The sequence below is a fragment of the Paracoccus cavernae genome (assembly GCF_042430175.1).
GTDB lineage: Bacteria > Pseudomonadota > Alphaproteobacteria > Rhodobacterales > Rhodobacteraceae > Paracoccus > Paracoccus cavernae.
In genome coordinates, this window is record NZ_JBHMDZ010000002.1 from 168,348 (window position 1) to 187,690 (window position 19,343).

Annotated in this window: 16 protein-coding genes; 7 read left to right on the forward strand and 9 right to left on the reverse strand. The window is 65.2% G+C overall.

The window, feature by feature from the left end; genetic code table 11:
• Positions 1-164 precede the first annotated feature (164 nt).
• Positions 165-794, reverse strand: coding sequence for a glutathione S-transferase family protein (locus ACFFUC_RS04460; protein ID WP_377683927.1), 630 nt, complete (start codon positions 792-794; stop codon positions 165-167).
• Between the two features lie 480 nt (positions 795-1,274).
• Between ACFFUC_RS04460 and ACFFUC_RS04465 the strand changes: the two genes are divergently transcribed.
• Genes ACFFUC_RS04465 through ACFFUC_RS04475 form a run of 3 tightly spaced genes read left to right on the forward strand, consistent with a single transcriptional unit; the run spans position 1,275 to position 3,185 of the window.
• Positions 1,275-2,009 carry an energy-coupling factor ABC transporter ATP-binding protein gene (locus ACFFUC_RS04465; RefSeq protein ID WP_377683928.1) on the forward strand — a complete coding sequence of 245 codons (735 nt, stop codon included), beginning with the start codon at positions 1,275-1,277 and terminating at the stop codon, positions 2,007-2,009.
• A complete protein-coding gene (locus ACFFUC_RS04470; RefSeq protein ID WP_377683929.1) occupies positions 1,984-2,592 on the forward strand; it encodes an energy-coupling factor transporter transmembrane component T in 609 nt (202 codons plus the stop codon). The genes ACFFUC_RS04465 and ACFFUC_RS04470 overlap by 26 nt, the downstream gene beginning before the upstream one ends.
• A 35-nt stretch (positions 2,593-2,627) precedes the next feature.
• The gene (locus ACFFUC_RS04475; RefSeq protein ID WP_377683931.1) at positions 2,628-3,185 is read left to right on the forward strand and encodes a biotin transporter BioY; all 558 of its coding nucleotides are present in this window, start codon (positions 2,628-2,630) and stop codon (positions 3,183-3,185) included.
• A 66-nt stretch (positions 3,186-3,251) separates the two neighbouring features.
• Here the strand turns inward: ACFFUC_RS04475 and ACFFUC_RS04480 are convergent, their stop codons facing one another.
• Positions 3,252-5,057 carry an NAD(P)-binding domain-containing protein gene (locus ACFFUC_RS04480; protein ID WP_377683932.1) on the reverse strand — a complete coding sequence of 602 codons (1,806 nt, stop codon included), beginning with the start codon at positions 5,055-5,057 and terminating at the stop codon, positions 3,252-3,254.
• Between the two features lie 288 nt (positions 5,058-5,345).
• Between ACFFUC_RS04480 and ACFFUC_RS04485 the strand changes: the two genes are divergently transcribed.
• Entirely contained in the window at positions 5,346-7,241 is a 1,896-nt protein-coding gene (locus ACFFUC_RS04485; RefSeq protein WP_377683933.1) for a sigma-54-dependent Fis family transcriptional regulator, read from the forward strand.
• Here the strand turns inward: ACFFUC_RS04485 and ACFFUC_RS04490 are convergent.
• Complete coding sequence (locus ACFFUC_RS04490) at positions 7,238-7,795, reverse strand: manganese efflux pump MntP (RefSeq protein ID WP_377683935.1); 558 nt, start codon at positions 7,793-7,795, stop codon at positions 7,238-7,240. The genes ACFFUC_RS04485 and ACFFUC_RS04490 overlap by 4 nt on opposite strands.
• A gap of 595 nt (positions 7,796-8,390) precedes the next feature.
• On the opposite strand from ACFFUC_RS04490, the gene ACFFUC_RS04495 reads away from it, so the two are divergent.
• Positions 8,391-8,900, forward strand: coding sequence for an AmiS/UreI family transporter (locus ACFFUC_RS04495; RefSeq protein ID WP_377683936.1), 510 nt, complete (start codon positions 8,391-8,393; stop codon positions 8,898-8,900).
• An 81-nt stretch (positions 8,901-8,981) separates the two neighbouring features.
• On the opposite strand, the gene efeO is transcribed toward ACFFUC_RS04495, so the two are convergent.
• The 4 genes from efeO to efeU are packed head-to-tail and all read right to left on the reverse strand — an operon-like array spanning position 8,982 to position 13,154.
• Positions 8,982-9,791, reverse strand: coding sequence for an iron uptake system protein EfeO (efeO, locus tag ACFFUC_RS04500; RefSeq protein ID WP_377683938.1), 810 nt, complete (start codon positions 9,789-9,791; stop codon positions 8,982-8,984).
• Positions 9,792-9,843: 52 nt separating this feature from the next.
• Positions 9,844-11,145 carry an iron uptake transporter deferrochelatase/peroxidase subunit gene (efeB, locus tag ACFFUC_RS04505; RefSeq protein ID WP_377683939.1) on the reverse strand — a complete coding sequence of 434 codons (1,302 nt, stop codon included), beginning with the start codon at positions 11,143-11,145 and terminating at the stop codon, positions 9,844-9,846.
• A gap of 1 nt (position 11,146) precedes the next feature.
• The gene (locus ACFFUC_RS04510; RefSeq protein ID WP_377683941.1) at positions 11,147-12,322 is read right to left on the reverse strand and encodes an imelysin family protein; all 1,176 of its coding nucleotides are present in this window, start codon (positions 12,320-12,322) and stop codon (positions 11,147-11,149) included.
• Entirely contained in the window at positions 12,309-13,154 is an 846-nt protein-coding gene (gene efeU / locus ACFFUC_RS04515) for an iron uptake transporter permease EfeU (protein WP_377683943.1), read from the reverse strand. The genes ACFFUC_RS04510 and efeU overlap by 14 nt, the downstream gene beginning before the upstream one ends.
• A 288-nt stretch (positions 13,155-13,442) precedes the next feature.
• Here efeU and ACFFUC_RS04520 point away from each other — a divergent pair, with 288 nt between their 5' ends.
• Positions 13,443-14,879, forward strand: coding sequence for an NAD-dependent succinate-semialdehyde dehydrogenase (locus tag ACFFUC_RS04520; RefSeq protein WP_377683945.1), 1,437 nt, complete (start codon positions 13,443-13,445; stop codon positions 14,877-14,879).
• Positions 14,880-15,026: 147 nt separating this feature from the next.
• Complete coding sequence (locus ACFFUC_RS04525) at positions 15,027-16,133, forward strand: NADH:flavin oxidoreductase/NADH oxidase (RefSeq protein ID WP_377683947.1); 1,107 nt, start codon at positions 15,027-15,029, stop codon at positions 16,131-16,133.
• A gap of 95 nt (positions 16,134-16,228) precedes the next feature.
• Here ACFFUC_RS04525 and ACFFUC_RS04530 read toward each other — a convergent pair whose 3' ends face one another.
• Together ACFFUC_RS04530 and ACFFUC_RS04535 are read right to left on the reverse strand one after the other, a co-directional pair.
• Complete coding sequence (locus ACFFUC_RS04530; RefSeq protein ID WP_377683949.1) at positions 16,229-16,789, reverse strand: NADPH-dependent FMN reductase; 561 nt, start codon at positions 16,787-16,789, stop codon at positions 16,229-16,231.
• 194 nt (positions 16,790-16,983) lie between these two features.
• Complete coding sequence (locus ACFFUC_RS04535; protein WP_377683951.1) at positions 16,984-19,062, reverse strand: DEAD/DEAH box helicase; 2,079 nt, start codon at positions 19,060-19,062, stop codon at positions 16,984-16,986.
• Positions 19,063-19,343 lie beyond the last annotated feature (281 nt).

A 19,343-nucleotide genomic window follows, 5' to 3' on the forward strand; every position in this document is an offset into this window, starting at 1 on the left:
AAAGCGGGAGGATTTGGGAAACGGAAATGATGTTTTGGTAAATAATAGATAAAATTGCGATGCGTCGGGCGACCGCAAGCGGGCGACGTGGGCGCGAAACAAAAAAGAAGGGCCTTTCGGCCCTTCTTCGCTGCCCTGAGCGGGCGGTGGTTCCTCGCCTGTGATCAGGCGGTTGCTTCGACGGCCAGAACGCGGTCGACAGCCGGATCGGCATAGAGGCGCTTGGTCAGCTCGAGCAGGTTCGGCCAGGGCTTGAGGCCCTCGGGCAGTTTCGAGGCACCCCAACGCAGCATCGGGAAGGCATAGGCGTCCAGATACGAGGGCTTGCCGCGGCCTTCGCCAAGGATCCAGTCGCGCCCTTCCATATGGGCGTTCAGGATGGTGAATTTCTTGGCGGCCATGATCTTGCCGGCCTCGACGACCTGATCTTGCGCCTTCTTCTCGGCATCGGTGCTGTAGCGGTCGGGCATGAAGATCGGCCAGAAGGAGGCATGGACGTCGCTGGTCAGGAAGGCGCTCCATTTATGCGCCTCGGCCTTTTCGCGCGGGCTGCTGCCGCCGGCCAGATCGGCCTCGGGGTGGAGCTGGGTGATATAGTCGAGAATGGCCGAAGCCTGGGTCAGGTGCCAGCCGTCCTCCTCGCTGATCGCCGGAACGGCGCCTGCGGGGTTCAGGGCGAGAAGCTCGGGCGAGCCGATCGCGGTTTTCACGGCTTTATAGGGGGCACCGATCCATTCCAGAACGATGTGGGGTGCGAGAGAGCATGCGCCAGGCGCGTAGAAAAGCGTGATCATGACAAGTCCTTCAAAGTTTCACCGCAAGGGTGGATCCCGCGGCATCATGCAAAGTCGGGATGGGTTTGACCAGCCCTGCGGCGCTGCGCCCGACCCGATCGGAGCGCAAGTAAACAGCGGCTTAGGCGTGATCGCAGGCGGATCGGCGCAATCGTGGAGGGGGCTTTCCGGCAGGCCGGCAGCGGGACCGTGAAAGAGGCTTTTTGTTATCAATTGCTTAACATGTCTGCGTTAGGGTGGGGGAGGGTTTGAGGCAAGGGCGTGCGCGGATTTGCGGACAAAGGGGACGCGATGGTGAAGCACGGAGAAGTGCGGGGGCGAGGCATGCCTGCCCCCCCGATCCGGTCGTGATTGCGCCGTGGCCGGCACGCGGCCTTGCGCAACGGCAGAAGGATATTTGTCGGAAAACGGGAAAGTCGCGGAGAATCAAGGCGAACTCCCTTTTGCATCTTGGCGGCGGCGGGGCTAAATCTTTCCCATATGAGCGAGTGGCGCGACGATTCCCTGATTTTCGAGGCTGCGGAGGTGCAGCAGAACGGCCAGCGTCTGCTCGGCCCGATCACGCTCGATATTCGCGAGGCGCGCATTGCCGTCATCGGCTGCAACGGGGCAGGGAAATCCACCTTTCTCCGGCTTGCCGCCGGTTTGGTGGGGGCTGCCCGCGGGCAGGTCCGTATCAGCGGGCTCGATCCGGTCAAGGAGCGCGAGGGGATGCTGGCGGCGATCGGCATTCTCTTCCAGAATCCCGACCACCAGATCATCTTCCCGACCGTTCACGAAGAGCTTGCCTTCGGGCTGCGCCAGCAGGGCGTGAATGCGGCCGATGCGGCGGCACAGGTCAGGGCGCATCTCGAGCAGGAGGGGCGCAGCGATTGGCACGACCGGCTCGTCCATACGCTGAGCCACGGCCAGAAACAGTGGCTTTGCCTTCAGGCGATCTTGCTGATGGCGCCGCGCACCATTCTGCTCGACGAGCCTTTTGCCGCGCTGGATCTGCCGACGCGCCTGCGGCTTGCACGTCAGCTCGGGCGGCTCAAGCAGCGGCTGATCACCATCACCCATGATCCGATCCATGCCGAAAGCGTCGATCGCGTGATCTGGATCGATCGCGGTCTGGTTGCGGCCGATGGCCCGCCCGCGCTGATCCTGCCGCAGTTTCATGCGGCGATGGCCGAGCTGGGGGCGCTTGATGCTGACCCTGACCCATCCGCGTAGGACGGTACTTCACCGTTGGCCCGCGGGCGTCAAGCTGGCGCTGCTGGCGGCGGCCTCGCTCTTGCTTTTCCGCCTGCCGCCGGCCGGTCTGGCCTTGGCGGCGTTGGCCTTGGCGGGGATCTACCTCGCGCTCGGGCGTGATCTGGCGCGGGCGGGGCTGCGGGCCTTGCTGCCCTTGTGGCCCTTTGTTCTCGTGCTCGCGGTCTGGCACGCTTTTGGCGGGACCTTGGCGCTGGGCGGCCTGTTGATCCTACGCATGATGCTGGCGGTTGCCGCAGCCAATCTGGTGACGCTGACCACCTCCCTCTCCGAGATGATCGCGGTGATCGAGCGGCTGCTTTCGCCGCTCCGCCGCCTCGGGCTTGATCCGCGCGCGGTGGCTTTGGCGATGGCTTTGGTCATCCGCTTCGCGCCGCTTTTGCTGGAGCGGCAGCGCGGGATCGCGATGGCATGGCGCGCACGTTCGCATCGCCGTCCGGGCTGGCGGACCGCGCTTCCGCTGACGCTCTCGGCGCTTGACGAGGCCGATCAGGTCGCGGAAGCCTTGCGCGCACGCGGCGGCATCTCGCCCCGCCACAAGTGATTCGCAGTGCGCGGATCCCGCCCGAGGAAAGCCTGATGGAACGCAGTATCGCCCATATCGCCCTGTTTGCCGCATTGATCGCCGTTCTGGGGATGATGCCGCGGATCGACCTGATTTCGGGCGTGCCGATCACGTTGCAGACCTTGGGGGTCGCGCTGGCGGGAACGGTGCTGGGCGCGAAACGCGGCTTTCTGGCGGTGCTTTTGTTCGTGGTCCTCGGCCTGATCGGCCTGCCGATATTCTCGGGCGGGCGCGGGGGCTTGGGCGTTCTGGCAGGTCCGACGGCGGGCTATATCATCGGCTTTCCCTTTGCGGCCTTTGTCGCGGGGCTGGTGGTCGAGCATTGGCGCAAGGTGCCGGTCAGCGTCTCGGCTTTTGCGGGTGCGATCCTTGGTCCGGTGCTGCTTTTTTCGGTTTTCGGCGCGGCAGGCATGGCGATCATTCTGGGAAAAAGCTTCGCTCAGGCCTATCTACTGACGCTGCCGTTCCTTGCGGGGGACGCGATCAAGGCGGTTCTGGCGGGGCTGATCACCCAGACGCTGCTGAAACTGCGCCCCTCGGTCGTGACCTCTCGCGCGGAGGGGCGCGCGTAAGGAGCCGTCATCGCGCATGGAAAAGGCCGGAGGATCTCCGGCCTTTCGCGTTTTCAGGGGCGGGTTTCAGCGCAGGTGATGGGGCTTGGTCATGCCGTAGACCTGCGTCTCGATCCCCTCGAGCCGCGCTTTCAGCTGCAAGGACAGATAGCGCGAATAATGGCGCGACTGGTGCAGGTTTCCGCCGTGGAACCACAGGCCTTCCTGCTGGGTGGGTTTCCACATATTGCGCTGCTCGCCCTCCCAAGGGCCGGGGTCTTTGGTCGTGTCGGAACCAAGGCCCCAGCATTTCCCGACCTTGTCCGCGACCTCCTGGCTGATCAGATCCGCCGCCCAGCCGTTCATGGACCCATAGCCCGTGGCATAGACCACCAGATCGGCGGGCAGTTCGGTCCCGTCATCCAGCAGAACGCCGGTTTCGGTCAGACGCTCGATCCCGACGCCCGATTTCAGCTTGATCGAGCCGTCGATGATCAGATCGCAAGCGCCTACGTCGATGTAATAGCCCGAGCCGCGGCGCAGGTATTTCATGAACAACCCGCTGTCGTCGTCGCCGAAATCCAGCATGAAGCCCGCGCCTTCCAGCGCCTTGTAGAAATCGGCGTCGCGCTCGCGGATGGCGTTGTAAACCGGCACCTGAAAATCGGCCATGATCGCATAGGGCAGGGATGCGAAAATCATATCGGCCTTGTCGGTTGTGATACCGTTGGCCAGCGCCTTTTCCGAATAGAGATCGCCCAGACCGATATCCATCAGACTGTCGGATTTCACGATATGGGTCGAGGAGCGCTGGATCATCGTCACATCCGCGCCCCCTTCCCAAAGCGCCGCGCAAATGTCGTGGGCCGAGTTGTTCGCGCCGATCACCACGACCTTCTTGCCGCGGTAAGCATCGGGGCCGGGGTGCTGGCTGGAATGCTGCTGCTCGCCCCTGAAGATGTCCTGACCGGGAATGTCTGGGACATTAGCCTTGCCCGACATGCCGGTCGCCAGCACCAGCTGTTTCGGGTGAAGGGTGATCTCGCGCCCGTCGCGTTCAAGGACGACTGTCCATTCCTTCTTGGCCTCGTCGTATTTCGCGGATTTGGCGGTGGTCGAGGACCAGTAATTCAGCTCCATGACCTTGGTATACATCTCCAGCCAATCGCCGACCTTGTCCTTGGGCGCAAAGACCGGCCAGTTGTCGGGGAAGGGGATATAGGGCAGGTGGTCGTACCAGACCGGATCATGCAGGCAGAGCGATTTGTAGCGGTTCCTCCACTGATCGCCCGGACGCGGATGTTTGTCGACGATGATCGCGGGCACGCCCAATTGGCGCAGACGCGCGCCAAGCGCGATGCCGCCCTGACCGCCGCCGATCACCAAGACATAGGGCTGTTCGGTGAAGCCGAGGGTCGCGGCCTCGTCCGCGCGCTTTTCCTTCCACGTCTTGCGCTCGGGGTCATGGCCGTGTTCGGCGCCCATCGGACGGCGCAGGCCGCGCGGTTCCTCATGGCCCTTCAGCTCGTGGAGCGTGGTGAGCAGCGTCCAGATCTTGCCGTCCTTCATGCGGATATGGCCGACACCGCGGCCGGTTTCGGTTTCCAGAACCAGCCAGCCTTCGGTGACGCCCCCGCCCTCGGAGACGCTCTCCTTGGGGTCAAGCGCGATCGACTGCGGCTTGATATGGGACAGCTGCGCCTTTGCCATGTCGCGGATCTGGGCAGGGCCTTCGCTGGTCTTCAGGTTCCACGTGAAAGCGGCCAGATCGCGCCAATAGCTGTCGTCGAGGAAGAGCCCCGCGACGCGGTCGGCATCTTGGGCCACAAGCGCGTCATTGAGTTGGCCAACCAGCGCGGCAAGCTGGCTTTGGGGTGAGTGTTGGTCGAGCATGGTTCCTCCCTTGCGGTGATCGGGCGCGCGGCGGGGGCTCCTCCTTCCCCCTGATGCCGCGCGCTTTGAGATAGGGTGATGCTGCTCTGCCGGCGGCAGTGCGACAAAGAAAAAAACGCGTCTCAACGAAATCAAAGACTTGTGCGGATCACCTGTGGCGCCGCGTGCCACAGGTGCGGCGGTGATCGATCTTCTGCGACCAAAGTGCCTTTGCGGGAGGGGGCGCGCGGGTTTAGCCTTGTCGAGGCCCGTCCGCAGCAGGGCATCTCGGGTGGAGGAAGGGGCGCGATGGCGAGCGATTGCCACCATATCCGCGAGATCGAACATGTCTCGCAGGGGCGCGGGGTCGGACGCGATCCGATCGTGGTCGACAGCTGGCTGCGCTGTCTCAACCAGCATGGTCTGGACCCGAGCCAGCGCGCGGCGGCCCATATCGTCACCGATGCCGAATTGCGCGAGCACCGCCAGCGCGCCAGCGATCTCGTGGCGATCGCGCGTTCGGGGATCGAGCAGCTTTTCGCTCTGGTCGCGGGCCAGAATTATGTGCTGATGCTGTCGGATCGCGCGGGTGTCACCGTCGAATATCTGGGCGACGAGGCCCAAAAAAGCGCGCTGCGCAAAAGCGGGCTTTATCTCGGCGCGGAATGGTCCGAGGCGCGCGCGGGAACCTGCGCTCTGGGTGCGTGCCTCGAAACCGGCGAGGCGCTGATCATCCACCAGACCGACCATTTCGACGTGACCCATGGCGGGCTCTCCTGCACCGCCGCACCGATCTACGACAGCCAGGGCGCGCTGGTTGCGGCGCTCGATATTTCGCTGCTTTCCTCGCCTTTGCCGCGCGCGAGCCAGTCGATGGCACTCAATTTGGTCGGCCAGACCGTGCGGCGGATCGAGATGGCCAATCTCATGGCCGAAAGCCGGCGCGAATGGGTGCTGCGGCTGGCGGGAAGTCCCGATTTTCTCGATGTCGATCCCGAGGCCGCGGTGGCGCTCGATGGCGCGGGACGGGTGATCGGCGCAACCCATGGCGCGATGCGAGCTCTGACGCGGGCAGCAGGGCTGGACTGGCGGCAGGCGGGGCGGGTGATGGGGCGGCCGGTCTCGGATTTCCTCGATATCGGCCTTGGCAGGCTCGAGGATCTGACGCGCCAGCGCCCCGCCCGCGACCGCCTGATCGAGACCCGCGACGGCCACCGTCTGTTTGCCCATGCGATCGAACCGCGCCCGCCGACACCTCCGCGCCGGACCGCAAGACCCCGGACGATGACGCCCGCGCCCTTGCCGGATGCCCTGCGCAGCCTTGCGGGCGACGATCCCGTCATGGCCGAATTGCTGGCGCAGGCGGCGGCTTTGGCCCCTTCAAAGCTGCCTTTGGTGATTTCGGGGGCGACGGGAACGGGCAAGCTGACGCTGGCGCGCAAGATCCACGAGCTTTCGCGCCGCAGTGGTGCATTCTCGGTGCTCTCGTGCCCTGACCTCGATGATCCCGAGACCGAGGCCCTTCTTTTCGGCCGCCAAAGCGCGCGCAAATCGGCATCGGGCCATCTGGGCGAACTGGATGGCGGGACGCTGGTCTTGCAAAATATCGAGGCCTTGCCCGAGCGTATCCAGACACGTCTGTCGCGCCTTCTGGCCGAGGGCAGCTTTCTTCCGCTCGGCGCTTTGCGGCCGGTGCCGCTGGATCTGCGGGTGATCGCGACCACGGGCCTTGGTGCAGCGGATTTGGCGGGCGACGGCAGGCTCCGGCCGGATTTCTACCACCGGATCTGCGGCGCGCATCTGGCCTTGCCGCGCGTTGCCGAACGGCAGGATCTGCTGTGGCTGGCCGAGCATCTGACCAGCAAGGCCGCTGCCGCCACGGTGGTTCTGCCGCCAGAACTGTTGCGCGCTTTTGCGCAAAGAAGCTGGCCGGGCAATCTGCGCGAGCTCGCGTTTCTGGCGCAAAGGCTGGCCGTTCTGGCGCGCGGCGGGACCATCGCGCCCGAGGCTGCCTTGGCCCTGCTCGGGCCCGCGCCCCAGCACGATCCGGTCGGGGTCCTGCCCTCGGAGGCGGCGGCTCTCGCGCAGATGCTGGTCGCTTCTGGCGGCAATATCTCGCTCTGCGCGCGCAGGCTCGGGGTCGACCGCACCACGATCCATCGCCGCATCCGGCGTTTCGGTCTGGATCAGGGGCGCGCGGTCTAGGCGCTCAGATGCTCGATCAGGATGGTCGTGCCGAAAGCGACCAATGCGAGGCCGCCCAGAATCTCGACGATGCGGCCGAGACGGCTGCCCAGAAATCGCCCCGCGAGCATGCCCGTCGTGCTCATGGCCATAGTGGCCAGACCGATGGCAAGGGCGATGATCACGATATTGACCTCGAGAAAGGCCAGCGAGACCCCGACCACCATCGCGTCGATCGAAGTGCCGACCGCAGTTGCGACCAGCATCCAGAACGAGGCGGGAGCCGGTGTCTCGTCTTCGGGACGGCGCAGCGCCTGCATCACCATGCGCAGCCCGACAGCCGCGAGAAGGGTAAAGGCGATCCAGTGGTCGAAAGCCTCGACATAGCGGCTGGCCGCGACGCCGAGGGTCCAGCCCAAAAGCGGCGTCAGAGCCTCGATAATGCCGAAAACCGCGCCGGTGCGCAGCGCGAGGGCGAAGCTCGGGCGGCTCCCGCTCGCCCCGCGCCCGAGCGAGGCAATGAATGCGTCGACGGACATGCCGACGGCCAGAACGCCGATTGCAATCGGGGACATCGGATTTCTCCTTGGCTTGGCGGGACGAAGCTCCGCCCAAAACATGATGTACGGTCTTGCAAGGCCTTCCGGCTGGTCGCGCCACGCGGGGACTTACCCGCGAGAATGTTGACACGCCCCCGCATTGCTGCGGTCGCTACTCCCCGAAGCGCCCGAAATAAGGCTGCGAGCGGTAATGTCAATAAAAACAATGACTTGTTTTTGAGACGCATTTGCAAAACGCCACGAGAAAGTGCCGGAAATCCATCGGGAATCGGGCGGAAGCATCTCATTTCATTGGCCAAAACGGCGCGCCTAGGGGGCGGATAGGATGCGCGGCGCCCGCGCGGTATCCGTGCAAGGCAGCCATGCGGCAGGCGGGACGCCGTAGTCTCCGCATGCGCCAACATCCGTGCCGCTTTCGCCCCGCCGGAAGGGCGTTGACAGGGGCGCGGATTTGCCCAATAGGCGGTTTTGGCTGGTTCCTTCGGCGACAAACGCCCCTTTGCGGGCGGTCGGTCGAAAAGTCTCGCGATGCGGCAGGTAGCCGGATCGACGCGCGAAGCTCCTGTCCCCTGTCATTTCGCCCTTTCGGGCCATTTTCGGAGTTCGTGCGATGCTTACCGGCTTCGTTCTTTTCTATGTCGGCGCGGTTTTGTGCCTCAACGGCCTGTGGCTGATGGGCAAAATCGAGGATCGCGAAATCGTCGTGATCAACATCATCTCGGCGCTGGTCTCGCTTGGCGTGGTCGTCCATGACGGCTTTGTCGTGGGCACGGCGGGCAGCATCCGCAATGCGGCGCTGTCGCTGCTCTTTGCGACGACCTATCTTTGGGTGGCCTATAACCGCTGGTCGGGCGTCGACGGGCGCGGCTTGGGCTGGTTCAGCCTTTTTGTCGCGATCACCACCGTGCCGGTCTTCCTGCGCGGTTTCGCCGAGGCCGCCAGCGCGACCGATCTGTGGCTGGCCGCCAATTGGGTGGTCTGGTGCGGGCTGTGGTTCATGTATTTCCTGCTTCTGGCGCTTGGCCGCCCGATCCAGCGCCAGACCGCCTGGGTCACGCTGTTCACCGGCATTTTCACCGGCTGGCTGCCGGGTTTCCTGCTGCTCGACGGGCTGATCTGAGGCCGCCACAAGCCAAACACGCCAAAACGACAACGGCCCGAGGCAATCCCCGGGCCGTTTTTGTTTGGGTATCAGCTGGGATCAATCGAGGCCGAGCTTGCCGCGCAGCGTCGAGAGATCCTCGGCCAGCGTATTCACGCCGGTCGCCAGAACCAGACGGTCCTCTTCGGTCAGCTTGTCGTAGGAGACATAGCCTTCGCCCTCTTTGTATTTGTCGAGGGTGACGTCGATCGTCTTGAAGTTCTCGTCGACCTTGGCGAGGAATTCGGCCTCGCTTTCGGCGATCAGCGGGCGGGTCAGCTCGACGATTTTATAGGCGCCGTCGAAGTTGCCGCGGAAGTCCCAAAGATCGGTGTGGCTGTAGCGGTCTTCCTCGCCCGAGATCTTGGTGGCCGCGACCTCTTCCATCAGAACAGCCGCGCCGCCGACCACGACTTCGGGCGGGAAGGTCAGGCCCTCGATCCGGCCCTGAAGCTCGGTGACATCGGCCAGAAGCTTGTCGGCGACCGGAGCGAGGCCCTCGGTCGAATTCTGGTCCCAAAGCCCGTATTCGATGCGGTGGAAGCCGGGGAATTTCGGGTCCTTCTCGGCCAGCTCGTAATCATCGGCGCGGCTGTCGATCGAGACGTCGAGATCCGAGAACAGCTCGGCGATCGGTTCGATCCGCTCGTAGCTCAGGCGGGTCGGGGCGAAAAGCGCCTTGGCGGTCTCGATATCGCCGGCCTTGACGGCGGTGGTGAAGGCGGTGGTGTCTTCGACCAGCTGGTCGAGGTTCTCCGCGACATAAAGCTTGTATTCGGCGATCGGGCCGACAAGATCGAGGCTCGGCTCTTGCGCATGGGCAAGGGGGGCGGCCAGCACGAAGGCACAGGTCAGTAGCAGGCGTTTCATCAGGGTCTCCTTGGCAAGGAAGCGGGCGCACGGCCCTTGGGGATGTGTGGGATCACAGGCTCGCAATCAGCTGGCTGGCGGGGTAGTCGCCCTGCCCGTAGCCGGGCAAAGCAAAGAAATAGCCGCCGCCGACGGGCTTGATATATTCCTCGAGCGGCTCTCCGTTGAGCAGGTTCTGGACCGCGATGAAGCCCTGTTCGAGATCGGCCTGATAGGCGATGAACAAAAGCCCCTGATCGAGCTGGCCCGATTTCGTCACCCCGAGCGAATAGTTGAAGGGGCGGCGCAGCATCAGACGCGCCTCCGAGCCCGCCTTGCGGTCGTTGGCCAGACGGATATGGGCATCCATCGGCGTGGCCTTGCCCTCGGGGTCGCTGCCATAGTCGGGGGGCACGAATTCGCCCGCTTCGGGCTGGTCGAGCGGCGCGCCCGACATTTTCAGGCGGCCGATGATGCGTTCCTGCTCGCCCAGATTGGTGCGGTCCCAGCGTTCGACGAAATTGCGGATGATGCGCACGGCCTGATAGCTGCCGTGACGGGCCCAAAGGGGCTCGGCGGGTGCATTGACCCACAGGATGCGCCCCATCAGCGCGTCGTCGCCCGCATCGGGATTGGCCGAGCCGTCGCGGAAACCGAGGAAGTTGCGCGCGCTTTCGACCGTGCCGTCGGCTGCTGCGGGCAGGACGGGGACCGAGCCCTCGACCTTCCATTTCAGTACCATCTGGTCGGGGATGTTCTTGATCAGATCGCGCAGCGCGTGGATGACCGCATCCGAGGTATTGGCGCAGATCTGCACGCCCAGATCGCCATGACATTGATCGGCGACCAGCGCGTCATTGGGAAACGAGGTCATGCGCTGCAATTGCTTGGGCCGGTGCGGCGCCAGCCAGTCGCGGTTGTCGAAAAGCGAGGCGCCGAAAGACAGCGTGATCGTCAGCGCATCCGGCGCGATCACCGGCCCCAAAAGCCCGCTGTCGAAGGGCGGCAGGTTGGCGTCGAGCTGCGGCACCGGCCCGCCATGGGTCAGCGTCGCGATACGCTCGCCCAGACGGCGCATGAGGTTTTCGAGCTCGGCGGGATCGCGGGCAAGGACCGAGAATGCGGCGAAAAGCCCGTGTGCGGGGCGCGGCGTCACGATCCCCGCCTGATGGGTGCCATAGGGCGAGACCGGACCCGAGGCCACTGTGGCCGAGGGCGCGTTGGTCACGGCATGATCGCCTTGCTGTGCCGGCACTTGGGCATGCGCGGTCCCTGTCATGGCCGCGCCCAATCCGGCCACACCCAGACCCATCAGCAGGCCGCGACGGTTGAACGAATGGGGACATCCGCCTTGGGGCGGCATTTCTTTGGTCATCTCACGCCTCCAGCCCCATCGCGCGATTGGCTTCGCGCAGGAGCTCCGACAATTGGGTAAAGCCTGCCGCCAGCGCGGCGCGATCTGCGCGCGGGGTTTCGCGGTAATCGGCGGGAAGGGCGGCGATGCGCTGGGAAAGCGCGGCGAAACTTTGGCCGAGACCGGCCTGCAGATCGGGGTGGCCGGTCGAGAGGAAGGGCTCGAGCAGCCCCGCCGATGCCTGAAGCCCCGCCAGCGCCGCCGCCAGCTCCGCGCCGTCCTGACCGCTATGGGCATTGTCGCCCTCGGGGATGACGGCATCGGCGAGATGGGCCGCGAATTGCGCGCTTTGCTCGGCGATATCGGCGGGAGCGGGGGCGAAATCCTTCATCCGCGCCGACACAAGTGCGGCATCCGCGACCATTGCCGTGACCGTTGCATCCGCCGTTGCGGCATCTTCGGGGGCGGTGCCCCAAAGCGCGCCTTCGAGGCGGTGGAAGCCGGTGAAGGCCGGATCGTCCTCGCCGCCCGCCAGATAGCGAGGCGAGGGATCGAGGCGTTGCGAGAGATCCGAGAAACGCCCCGCAACCGGCTGGATGCGCCGCCACTGGCCGCGCGCCTCGGCGTAAAGCTCGCGCGCCTTGGCAAGATCACCGGCCTCGATCGCCGCAGACAGCTTGGCCAGCGTCTTTTGCAGGCGTCCCGCATCGCGCATCATGCGCACCTTGTATTCCGACAAGGGCCCGATCATGGCGCGGACGGGAGGCTGCTTTTGTTCGGCCAGAGATTGGTCGGTCGCGGTCACGGTCAGCGTGCCGCGCGGCGAGGACAGCAGGCCGCAGGTGATCTGGTATTCGCCCGGCATCAGGCGCACCGCCAGATCGGCGCTGAAACCCGGCGCGATGTTTTCGCGCTCGGCCACAACCATGACACCGTCGAGGATCTCCCATTCGAGCGGGCGGGTCTGCGCGGCATTATGGATGCGGAAGCTCTGGCGTCCGGCGGGCAGGGTCAGCGACATCGGATCGCAGACCTTCTCGGTCACGCGGATTTCGGTCAGCGCCTCTTGGCCGGATGTCGCGCCGCGTTCGGCAACAGCCAAGGCCGTAACGAACAGGCCGGCGGAGACCACGCAAAGCGCGAGGCTTGCGGGAAACAGCAGGCGCGGGATCGGTTGGAGCGGATCAGTTGCCGACATGGCGCGCCTCGGGTTTGGTGGGGGCGAGGGGCACGACCTTGCGCGGGCGCAAGATCCACAAAAGCGGCACGACCAGCGCCACCAGATAGACCAGCAGCTCGCCCAGAACGAGGCTTTCGCGGTAGCCCAAGAAGCCCGACAGCAGCGTGCCGAACAGCGAGGACTCGGGCAGGGTCTCGGACAGGTTCCAGACCGGCTGTTGCAGATGGTTCCAGATCCCCGCCTCGTGCAGCGCGCGCGGCACGCTGGCGGCGATTCCGGCAGCGACCAGAATGATGAAGATCGAGGTCCAGCGGAAGAACTTCCCCAGATTGACGCTCAGCGCGCCGCGATGGATCAGCCAGCCCAGCACGATCGCAACCAGCACGCCCGTGAGCGCGCCGAGCGGTGCATGCCAGCCGCTGCTTTGCTGGAAGATCGCGAGCAGGAAAAAGACCGATTCCAGCCCCTCGCGCGCGACAGCCGCAAAGGCCAAAGCCACCAGCGACCAGATCGAGCCGCCGCTGAAGGCGCTGTCCATCTGGCCTTGCAGGTCGGATTTCACCGAACGCCCGAATTTGTGCATCCAGAGCACCATGGTGATGAGGAAGACATAGGCGATGACGCCGATTCCCGCCTCGAGCAGCTCCTGCGCCTTTTGCGGAAAGGAGGCGTCGAGCATGATCAGCGCCGCGCCGGTCAGCAATGCGACCGAGAGCGCGAGGAAGATCCCCGCCCAGATCGCGGGAAGCTGCGCCGCGCGGCCCGTCCGCGTCAGATAGCCTGCCAATATGCCGATGATCAGAGCTGCTTCGAGCCCCTCGCGGAGCATGATGAGAAAAGGAGCGAACACGCAAAAACTCCGGCCGAACGCAGTCGATTGGCCCAGATATGACGGAGTGGCGGGAATGTTCAACAGAAATAGTCGGGAAAGTTTGCGAAAAGGAAAAATGGCAAGGTGGCGTTGTGTCGCGGATAAAAGTCGTAGATTTTCCTTGTCGATCATGCATTTGCGCGACATTGCGGCGGTATTCGGGGGAGGGAGGTCGACCTTTCGCGATCACGCTTATATGTCTTTGGGCAAGTCGCAGCCGGTCGCGATCGCCTCCGGCCTCATCCATTCCGCAAGCGAGAGCCTATCATGAGCGATTATCCCGATACCCAGCTTTACATCGACGGCCGCTGGCAGAATGCCTCGGACGGGCGCAGCATCGATGTGGTGAACCCCGCGACCGGCCTCGGGATCGGCGCTGTGGCCTGGGCCGGGCGCGCCGATCTCGATGCGGCGCTGGCGGCGGCGGAACGCGGTTTCGCGCTGTGGTCGCAGACCTCGGCCTACGAACGCGCCCGCATCATGCGCCGCGCCGCTGATCTTCTGCGCGAACGCGCCCCCGCGATCGGGCGGATCATGACGCTCGAGCAGGGCAAGCCACTGGCGCAGGCCGTGGCCGAGGCTGCGGCGGGTGCCGATATCATCGACTGGTTCGCGGGCGAGGGGCAGCGCGCCTATGGTCAGGTCATTCCCGCCCGCGCCCCCGATGTCTTGCAGATGACGGTGAAGCTGCCGGTCGGTCCGGTTGCGGCCTTCACTCCGTGGAACTTCCCGATCAACCAGGTCGTGCGCAAATTGTCGGCGGCGCTGGCTGCGGGCTGCTCGATCATCGTCAAAGCCCCCGAGGAGACGCCGGCCTCGCCCGCCGAACTGATCCGCGCCTTCGCCGATGCCGGTCTGCCTGCGGGGGTGATGAACCTCGTCTACGGCGTGCCGGCCGAGATTTCGGAATATCTCATCGCGCATCCGGTGATCCGCAAGATCAGCTTCACCGGCTCGACGCCCGTGGGCAAGCAGCTTGCGGCGCTGGCGGGGCTTCACATGAAACGCGCGACGATGGAGCTGGGCGGTCATGCGCCGGTGATCATCGCGGGGGATGCCGATCTCGATCAGGCGGTGGCGCTGATGGCGGGGTCGAAATTCCGCAATGCGGGGCAGGTCTGCGTCTCGCCCACGCGCTTTCTGGTCGAGACCCGTCTGGCCGATGATTTCACCGCCCGTTTCACCGAAGCGGCCAAGGCGGTGAGGGTCGGAAACGGTATGGATGCGGGCGTCGATATGGGGCCTCTGGCCAACGAGCGCCGCATTCCCGCGCTCGAGGCGCTGATTGCCGATGCGGTCGATCGCGGTGCGCGGCTGACCACCGGCGGGCGCCGGATCGGCAACGAGGGCTGGTTCTTCGAGCCGACGGTTCTCGCCGATGTGCCGGTCGATGCGCGGATCATGAACGAGGAGCCCTTTGGCCCCGTTGCGGTGATCAACCGCTTCGACAGCCTCGATGCGGCGATTGCCGAGGCCAACCGTCTGCCCTACGGCCTTGCCGCCTATGCGTTCACCCGCGACAGCACGACCGCGGCGCGGATCGGGGCCGAGGTGCGCGCGGGCATGACCACGATCAACCATCTCGGCCTTGCGCTGCCCGAAGTGCCCTTCGGCGGGATCGGTGATTCCGGCTATGGTACCGAAGGCGGCTCGGAAGCGCTCGAGGCCTATCTCGAGACCCGTTTCGTGACCCGCAAGATCTGATTTTCGGCAAAGGCGCGGCGGATCTGTCGCGCCTTTTCCCGCCCAAAGCGGCGGCAGGGGCTTTTCTGCCGCGCATCCGGCCCTAAATTCCACTCTCGGGCCAAGTGTTTGGTACCGTAAACAAGCCCATCAAAAAGGACGAAGCTGATGCCGCGCTCCAAGCTCTTTGAACCGGTCACGGTGGGGGGCAAGACGCTTGCCAACCGCATCGTGATCGCGCCGATGTGCACCTATTCCGCCGAGAACGGGCAGATGACCGACTGGCATCTCATCCATCTCGGCCAGCTGGCGATGTCGGGGGCGGCGATCCTGACGATCGAGGCCACCGCAGTCACTCCCGAGGGCCGCATCAGCTACCGCGATGTCGGGCTGTGGGACGATGCGACCGAGGCCGCGATGAAGCGGGTTCTCGACGGTGTGCGCGCCTGGTCCGACATGCCCATAGCGATCCAGCTTGCCCATGCCGGCCGCAAGGCCTCGACCGATCTGCCGTGGAAGGGCGGCGCGCAGATCGCCCCCGACCATGCCGACGGCTGGCAGACCGAGGCCCCCTCGGCCGTGCCCTTCGCCGCAACCGACAATCCGCCAGAGGCGCTGGATGCGGCGGGGTTGGTGCGGATCCGCGAGGCCTTTGCCGATGCCGCCCGCCGCTCCGCGCGGCTGGGGATCGATGCCGTCCAGATCCATGCCGCGCACGGCTATCTCCTGCATGAATTCCTCTCGCCCTTGTCGAACCGGCGCACGGATGAATACGGCGGCTCGCTGGAAAACCGCATGCGCTTCCCGCTCGAAATCTATGATGCGGTACGGGCGGCCTTTCCCTCCGACCGTCCGGTGACGGTGCGGGTCTCGGGCACGGATTGGGTCGAGGGCGGTTGGGATATCGCCCAGACCGTCGCCTTTGCCGAAGCGCTCGAGGCGCGCGGCTGCGACGGCATCCATGTCTCCAGCGCGGGGCTGGCGGTCGAGCAGAAAATTCCGGTCGGTCCGAACTATCAGGTGCCGCTGGCGCGTCAGGTCAAGGCGGCGGTCTCGATGCCGGTGGTGGCGGTCGGGCTGATCACCGAGCCCGAACAGGCCGAGGCCATCGTGGCGACCGGCGATGCCGATATGATCGGGCTCGCCCGCACCATTCTATACGATCCGCGCTGGCCCTGGCATGCGGCGGCGAAACTGGGGGCGCAGGTCAAGGTCGTGCCGCAATATCTGCGCAGCCAGCCCGCTGTTTACCGCGACCTCTTCATCGCGGGCTAGCGCCTTCGGGCCAAAGCGGCGAAACGCGTGCGAAAGGCGCGACCCTGCGGGGCCGCGCCTTTCTTTTGCCACGGGCGCAGGGCGGGACGCGCGGATTATTTCTTGGCGTTCGTGGTGATCCAGGCGCTGTAGGCCTGCATGAAGCTGCCGAGGAATTTGCGCGTTCCCTCGGATTTCACCTTGTCGTTTTCGTCGAACATGTCGTTGATGCTGCTGATATAGGCCTCGGGCTGGGCCATGCAGGGCATGTTGAGGAAGACGAGCGACTGGCGCAGGTGATGGTTCGCGCCAAAGCCGCCGATGGCACCGGCCGAGCCGCTGACGACTGCCGTGGGTTTGCCGTCCCAGACGCTGTGGCCATAGGGGCGCGAGCCGACATCCAGCGCGTTCTTGAGCGCCGAGGGCACCGAGCGGTTGAATTCGGGCGTCACGAAGAGCACCGCATCGATCGGCGCGACCGCCTCGCGGAAGCGGGTCCAGCTGGCGGGCGGGGTCGGGTCGAGATCGACGTTGTAATGCGGCAGATCGCCGATTTCGATGAAGGTGAAGGAAAGGCCTGCCGGCGCCGCCTCGACCAACGCTTTGGCCAGTTTGAGGTTATGCGAATCCTTGCGCAGGCTGCCTACGATAACTGCGACTTTGCGATCAGTGCTCATCATTCTCTCCAGGGACGTGCCGCAGCCGGGCCCGATGCCCTGCGACGGGGTGGAAACGTCCTGTGGTCCCGACTGGTTCAATGACGGCAGACCAATAAGTCGAAAGCCGCCCCTTTCGGAGCGGCTTCGCGTTGTTCACCCAGAATGCGGTGGTTCGGTGCAAGCGGCGGCGCTGCCTGCACCAAGGTCGCGCCTCAGTATTTCGCCGGCTTGCGCTTGGTGCCGGCATCGCCGGATTTGGCGCGCGCGGGTTTTGCGAAACCTGCTTTGGCCGGAGCCGGTTTGCCCGCGGGCTTGCCGTATTTCGAGGCCGGTTTGCCGCCGAACTTCGCCGGTGCGGCGCGGTCGTCGCGGCTGAAGCCTTCGCCGTCTTTCTTGGCGCGGTCGGCTGCGGACCAACGCGGCTTTTTCAGCTTCTCGTTCTCGGCGGCCGGATCATAGGATTTGCGCTCGCTGCGGGCGGAAGCCGCGTCATGGCCCTGGCCGTCGTCCTCGACAAAGCGCGAGGGTTTGCGGACATAGGCAGGCTTTTCGCCACGCGGCGGACGCGGCGGACGGCTGTCGCCGTCGTCGTCGCGACGTGCGCGCGGAGCCGAGTAACGCTCGCCGCGATCACCACCGCGATCACCACGGTCCTCGTAACGGCGCGGGGCGCGCTCGGGGCGCTCGCCGCGCGTCTCGGGACCAAAGACCGGCTCGTCGGCGAGGCGGCGCATGACGATGCCTTCCTCGATTTCGGCGCCGTCGTGGAAGCGGTCGGCCATTTCGGCCGCGATCTGCACGAAGGTCTCGTTGGTCTTGACGCGGATCGCGCCGATGGCGTCACGGGTGATGTTGCCCGCTTCGCAGATCTTGGGCAGAAGCCAGCGCGCTTCGGCGCGGCCCGAATGGCCGACCGTCAGCAGATACCAGACCGAAGCCCCGAAAGCCTCGCGCTGGCGCGGAGCCGAAGGCTGCGCCGGCGTCACGGTCTCGTTGATTTCCTCGGGGGCCGGACGGCCTTCGCGCCAAAGCTTGATGAAGGCCGCGGCGACCTGTTCGGCACCGAAACGCTTGACCAGATGCGCGGCCATCGCGGCCTCGTCTTCCATCGGCTCGGTCAGCGAGGGCGTTTCGAGCATGCGGGTATCGTCTTTGGCGCGGACTTCGTCAGAGCTGGGCGCAGTGCCCCATTCCGCGACGACCTTTGCCCCTTGCAGCAGGCGTTGGGCTTTTTTGTATTCCGACGGCTGCACGATCAGCGCCGAGACGCCTTTGGCACCCGCACGACCGGTCCGGCCCGAACGGTGGAGCAGCGTTTCCGAGTTGGTCGGCAGATCGGCATGGATCACCAGTTCCAGACCCGGAAGGTCGATGCCGCGCGCCGCGACATCGGTCGCGATACAGATGCGTGCACGGCCGTCACGCAAAGCCTGCAGCGCATGCATGCGCTCCTGCTGGCTCAGCTCGCCCGACAGCGCCACGACGCGGAAGCCGCGGTTGCCCATGCGCGAGAGCAGATAGTTCACATTGGCGCGGGTCTTGCAGAAGATGATCGCGGTCTGCGCCTCGTAGAAACGCAGCAGGTTGAAGATCGCGTTCTCGCGGTCGCGTGCCGCGATCGACAGGGCGCGGTACTGGATGTCGCCATGCTGGCGCGCTTCGCCGACCGCGCTGATGCGCAGGGCACTGCGCTGGAAGTCCTTGGCGAGCTTTTCGATCGCCGGCGGCACGGTGGCCGAGAACATCAGCGTGCGGCGGTCTTCGGGGGCCGCGGACAGGATGAATTCCAGATCCTCGCGGAAACCGAGGTCCAGCATCTCGTCGGCCTCGTCGAGAACCGCGGCGCGCAGGCCGGTCAGGTTCAGGCTGCCGCGCTCGATATGGTCGCGCAGACGGCCGGGGGTGCCGACAACGATATGGGCGCCACGATCAAGCGCGCGGCGCTCGGTGCGGTAATCCATGCCGCCGACGCAGGTGGCGATCTGGGCACCGGCCTCGCCGTAAAGCCATTGCAGTTCGCGTGCGACCTGAAGCGCGAGTTCGCGCGTCGGTGCGATCGCCAGCGCAAGCGGGCGCTCTGCGGGCATCAGGCGGTCCATGTGGCCCAGAACTTCGGGGGCCATCGCGATCCCGAAAGCAACGGTTTTGCCCGAGCCGGTCTGCGCCGAAACCAGAAGGTCGCGACCTGCGGCATCTTCGGCCAGAACGGCTTGTTGCACGGAAGTCAGGCTGGCATAGCCTTTGGCTGCCAGCGCCGCAGCCAAAGGTGCGGCAATATCGAATGTGGTCATATACTTCGCCAGGAAAAGGGGGTGTAACTACCCGATGAACGGCACCATGTCCCTTTCGCGGCAGGGCCTCCCAATGCCCGCCGCCCCGGAATCCGGAGCCAGAGAGGCGGCCCTATCTACTCTCGCGCTGATTGTCAAAGCGAAAGCGCCACAAAGATGCCGGATCGGGGCAGAAAACCGCAAGAAAGACGCCCGGTGGGGAAATTCCGCGTCGGTTGTGCCGCGCAGGGCTCTGCGGCCCGCCATCGGACCGGCCTGCACGTATCGGCATGATTTGCGGT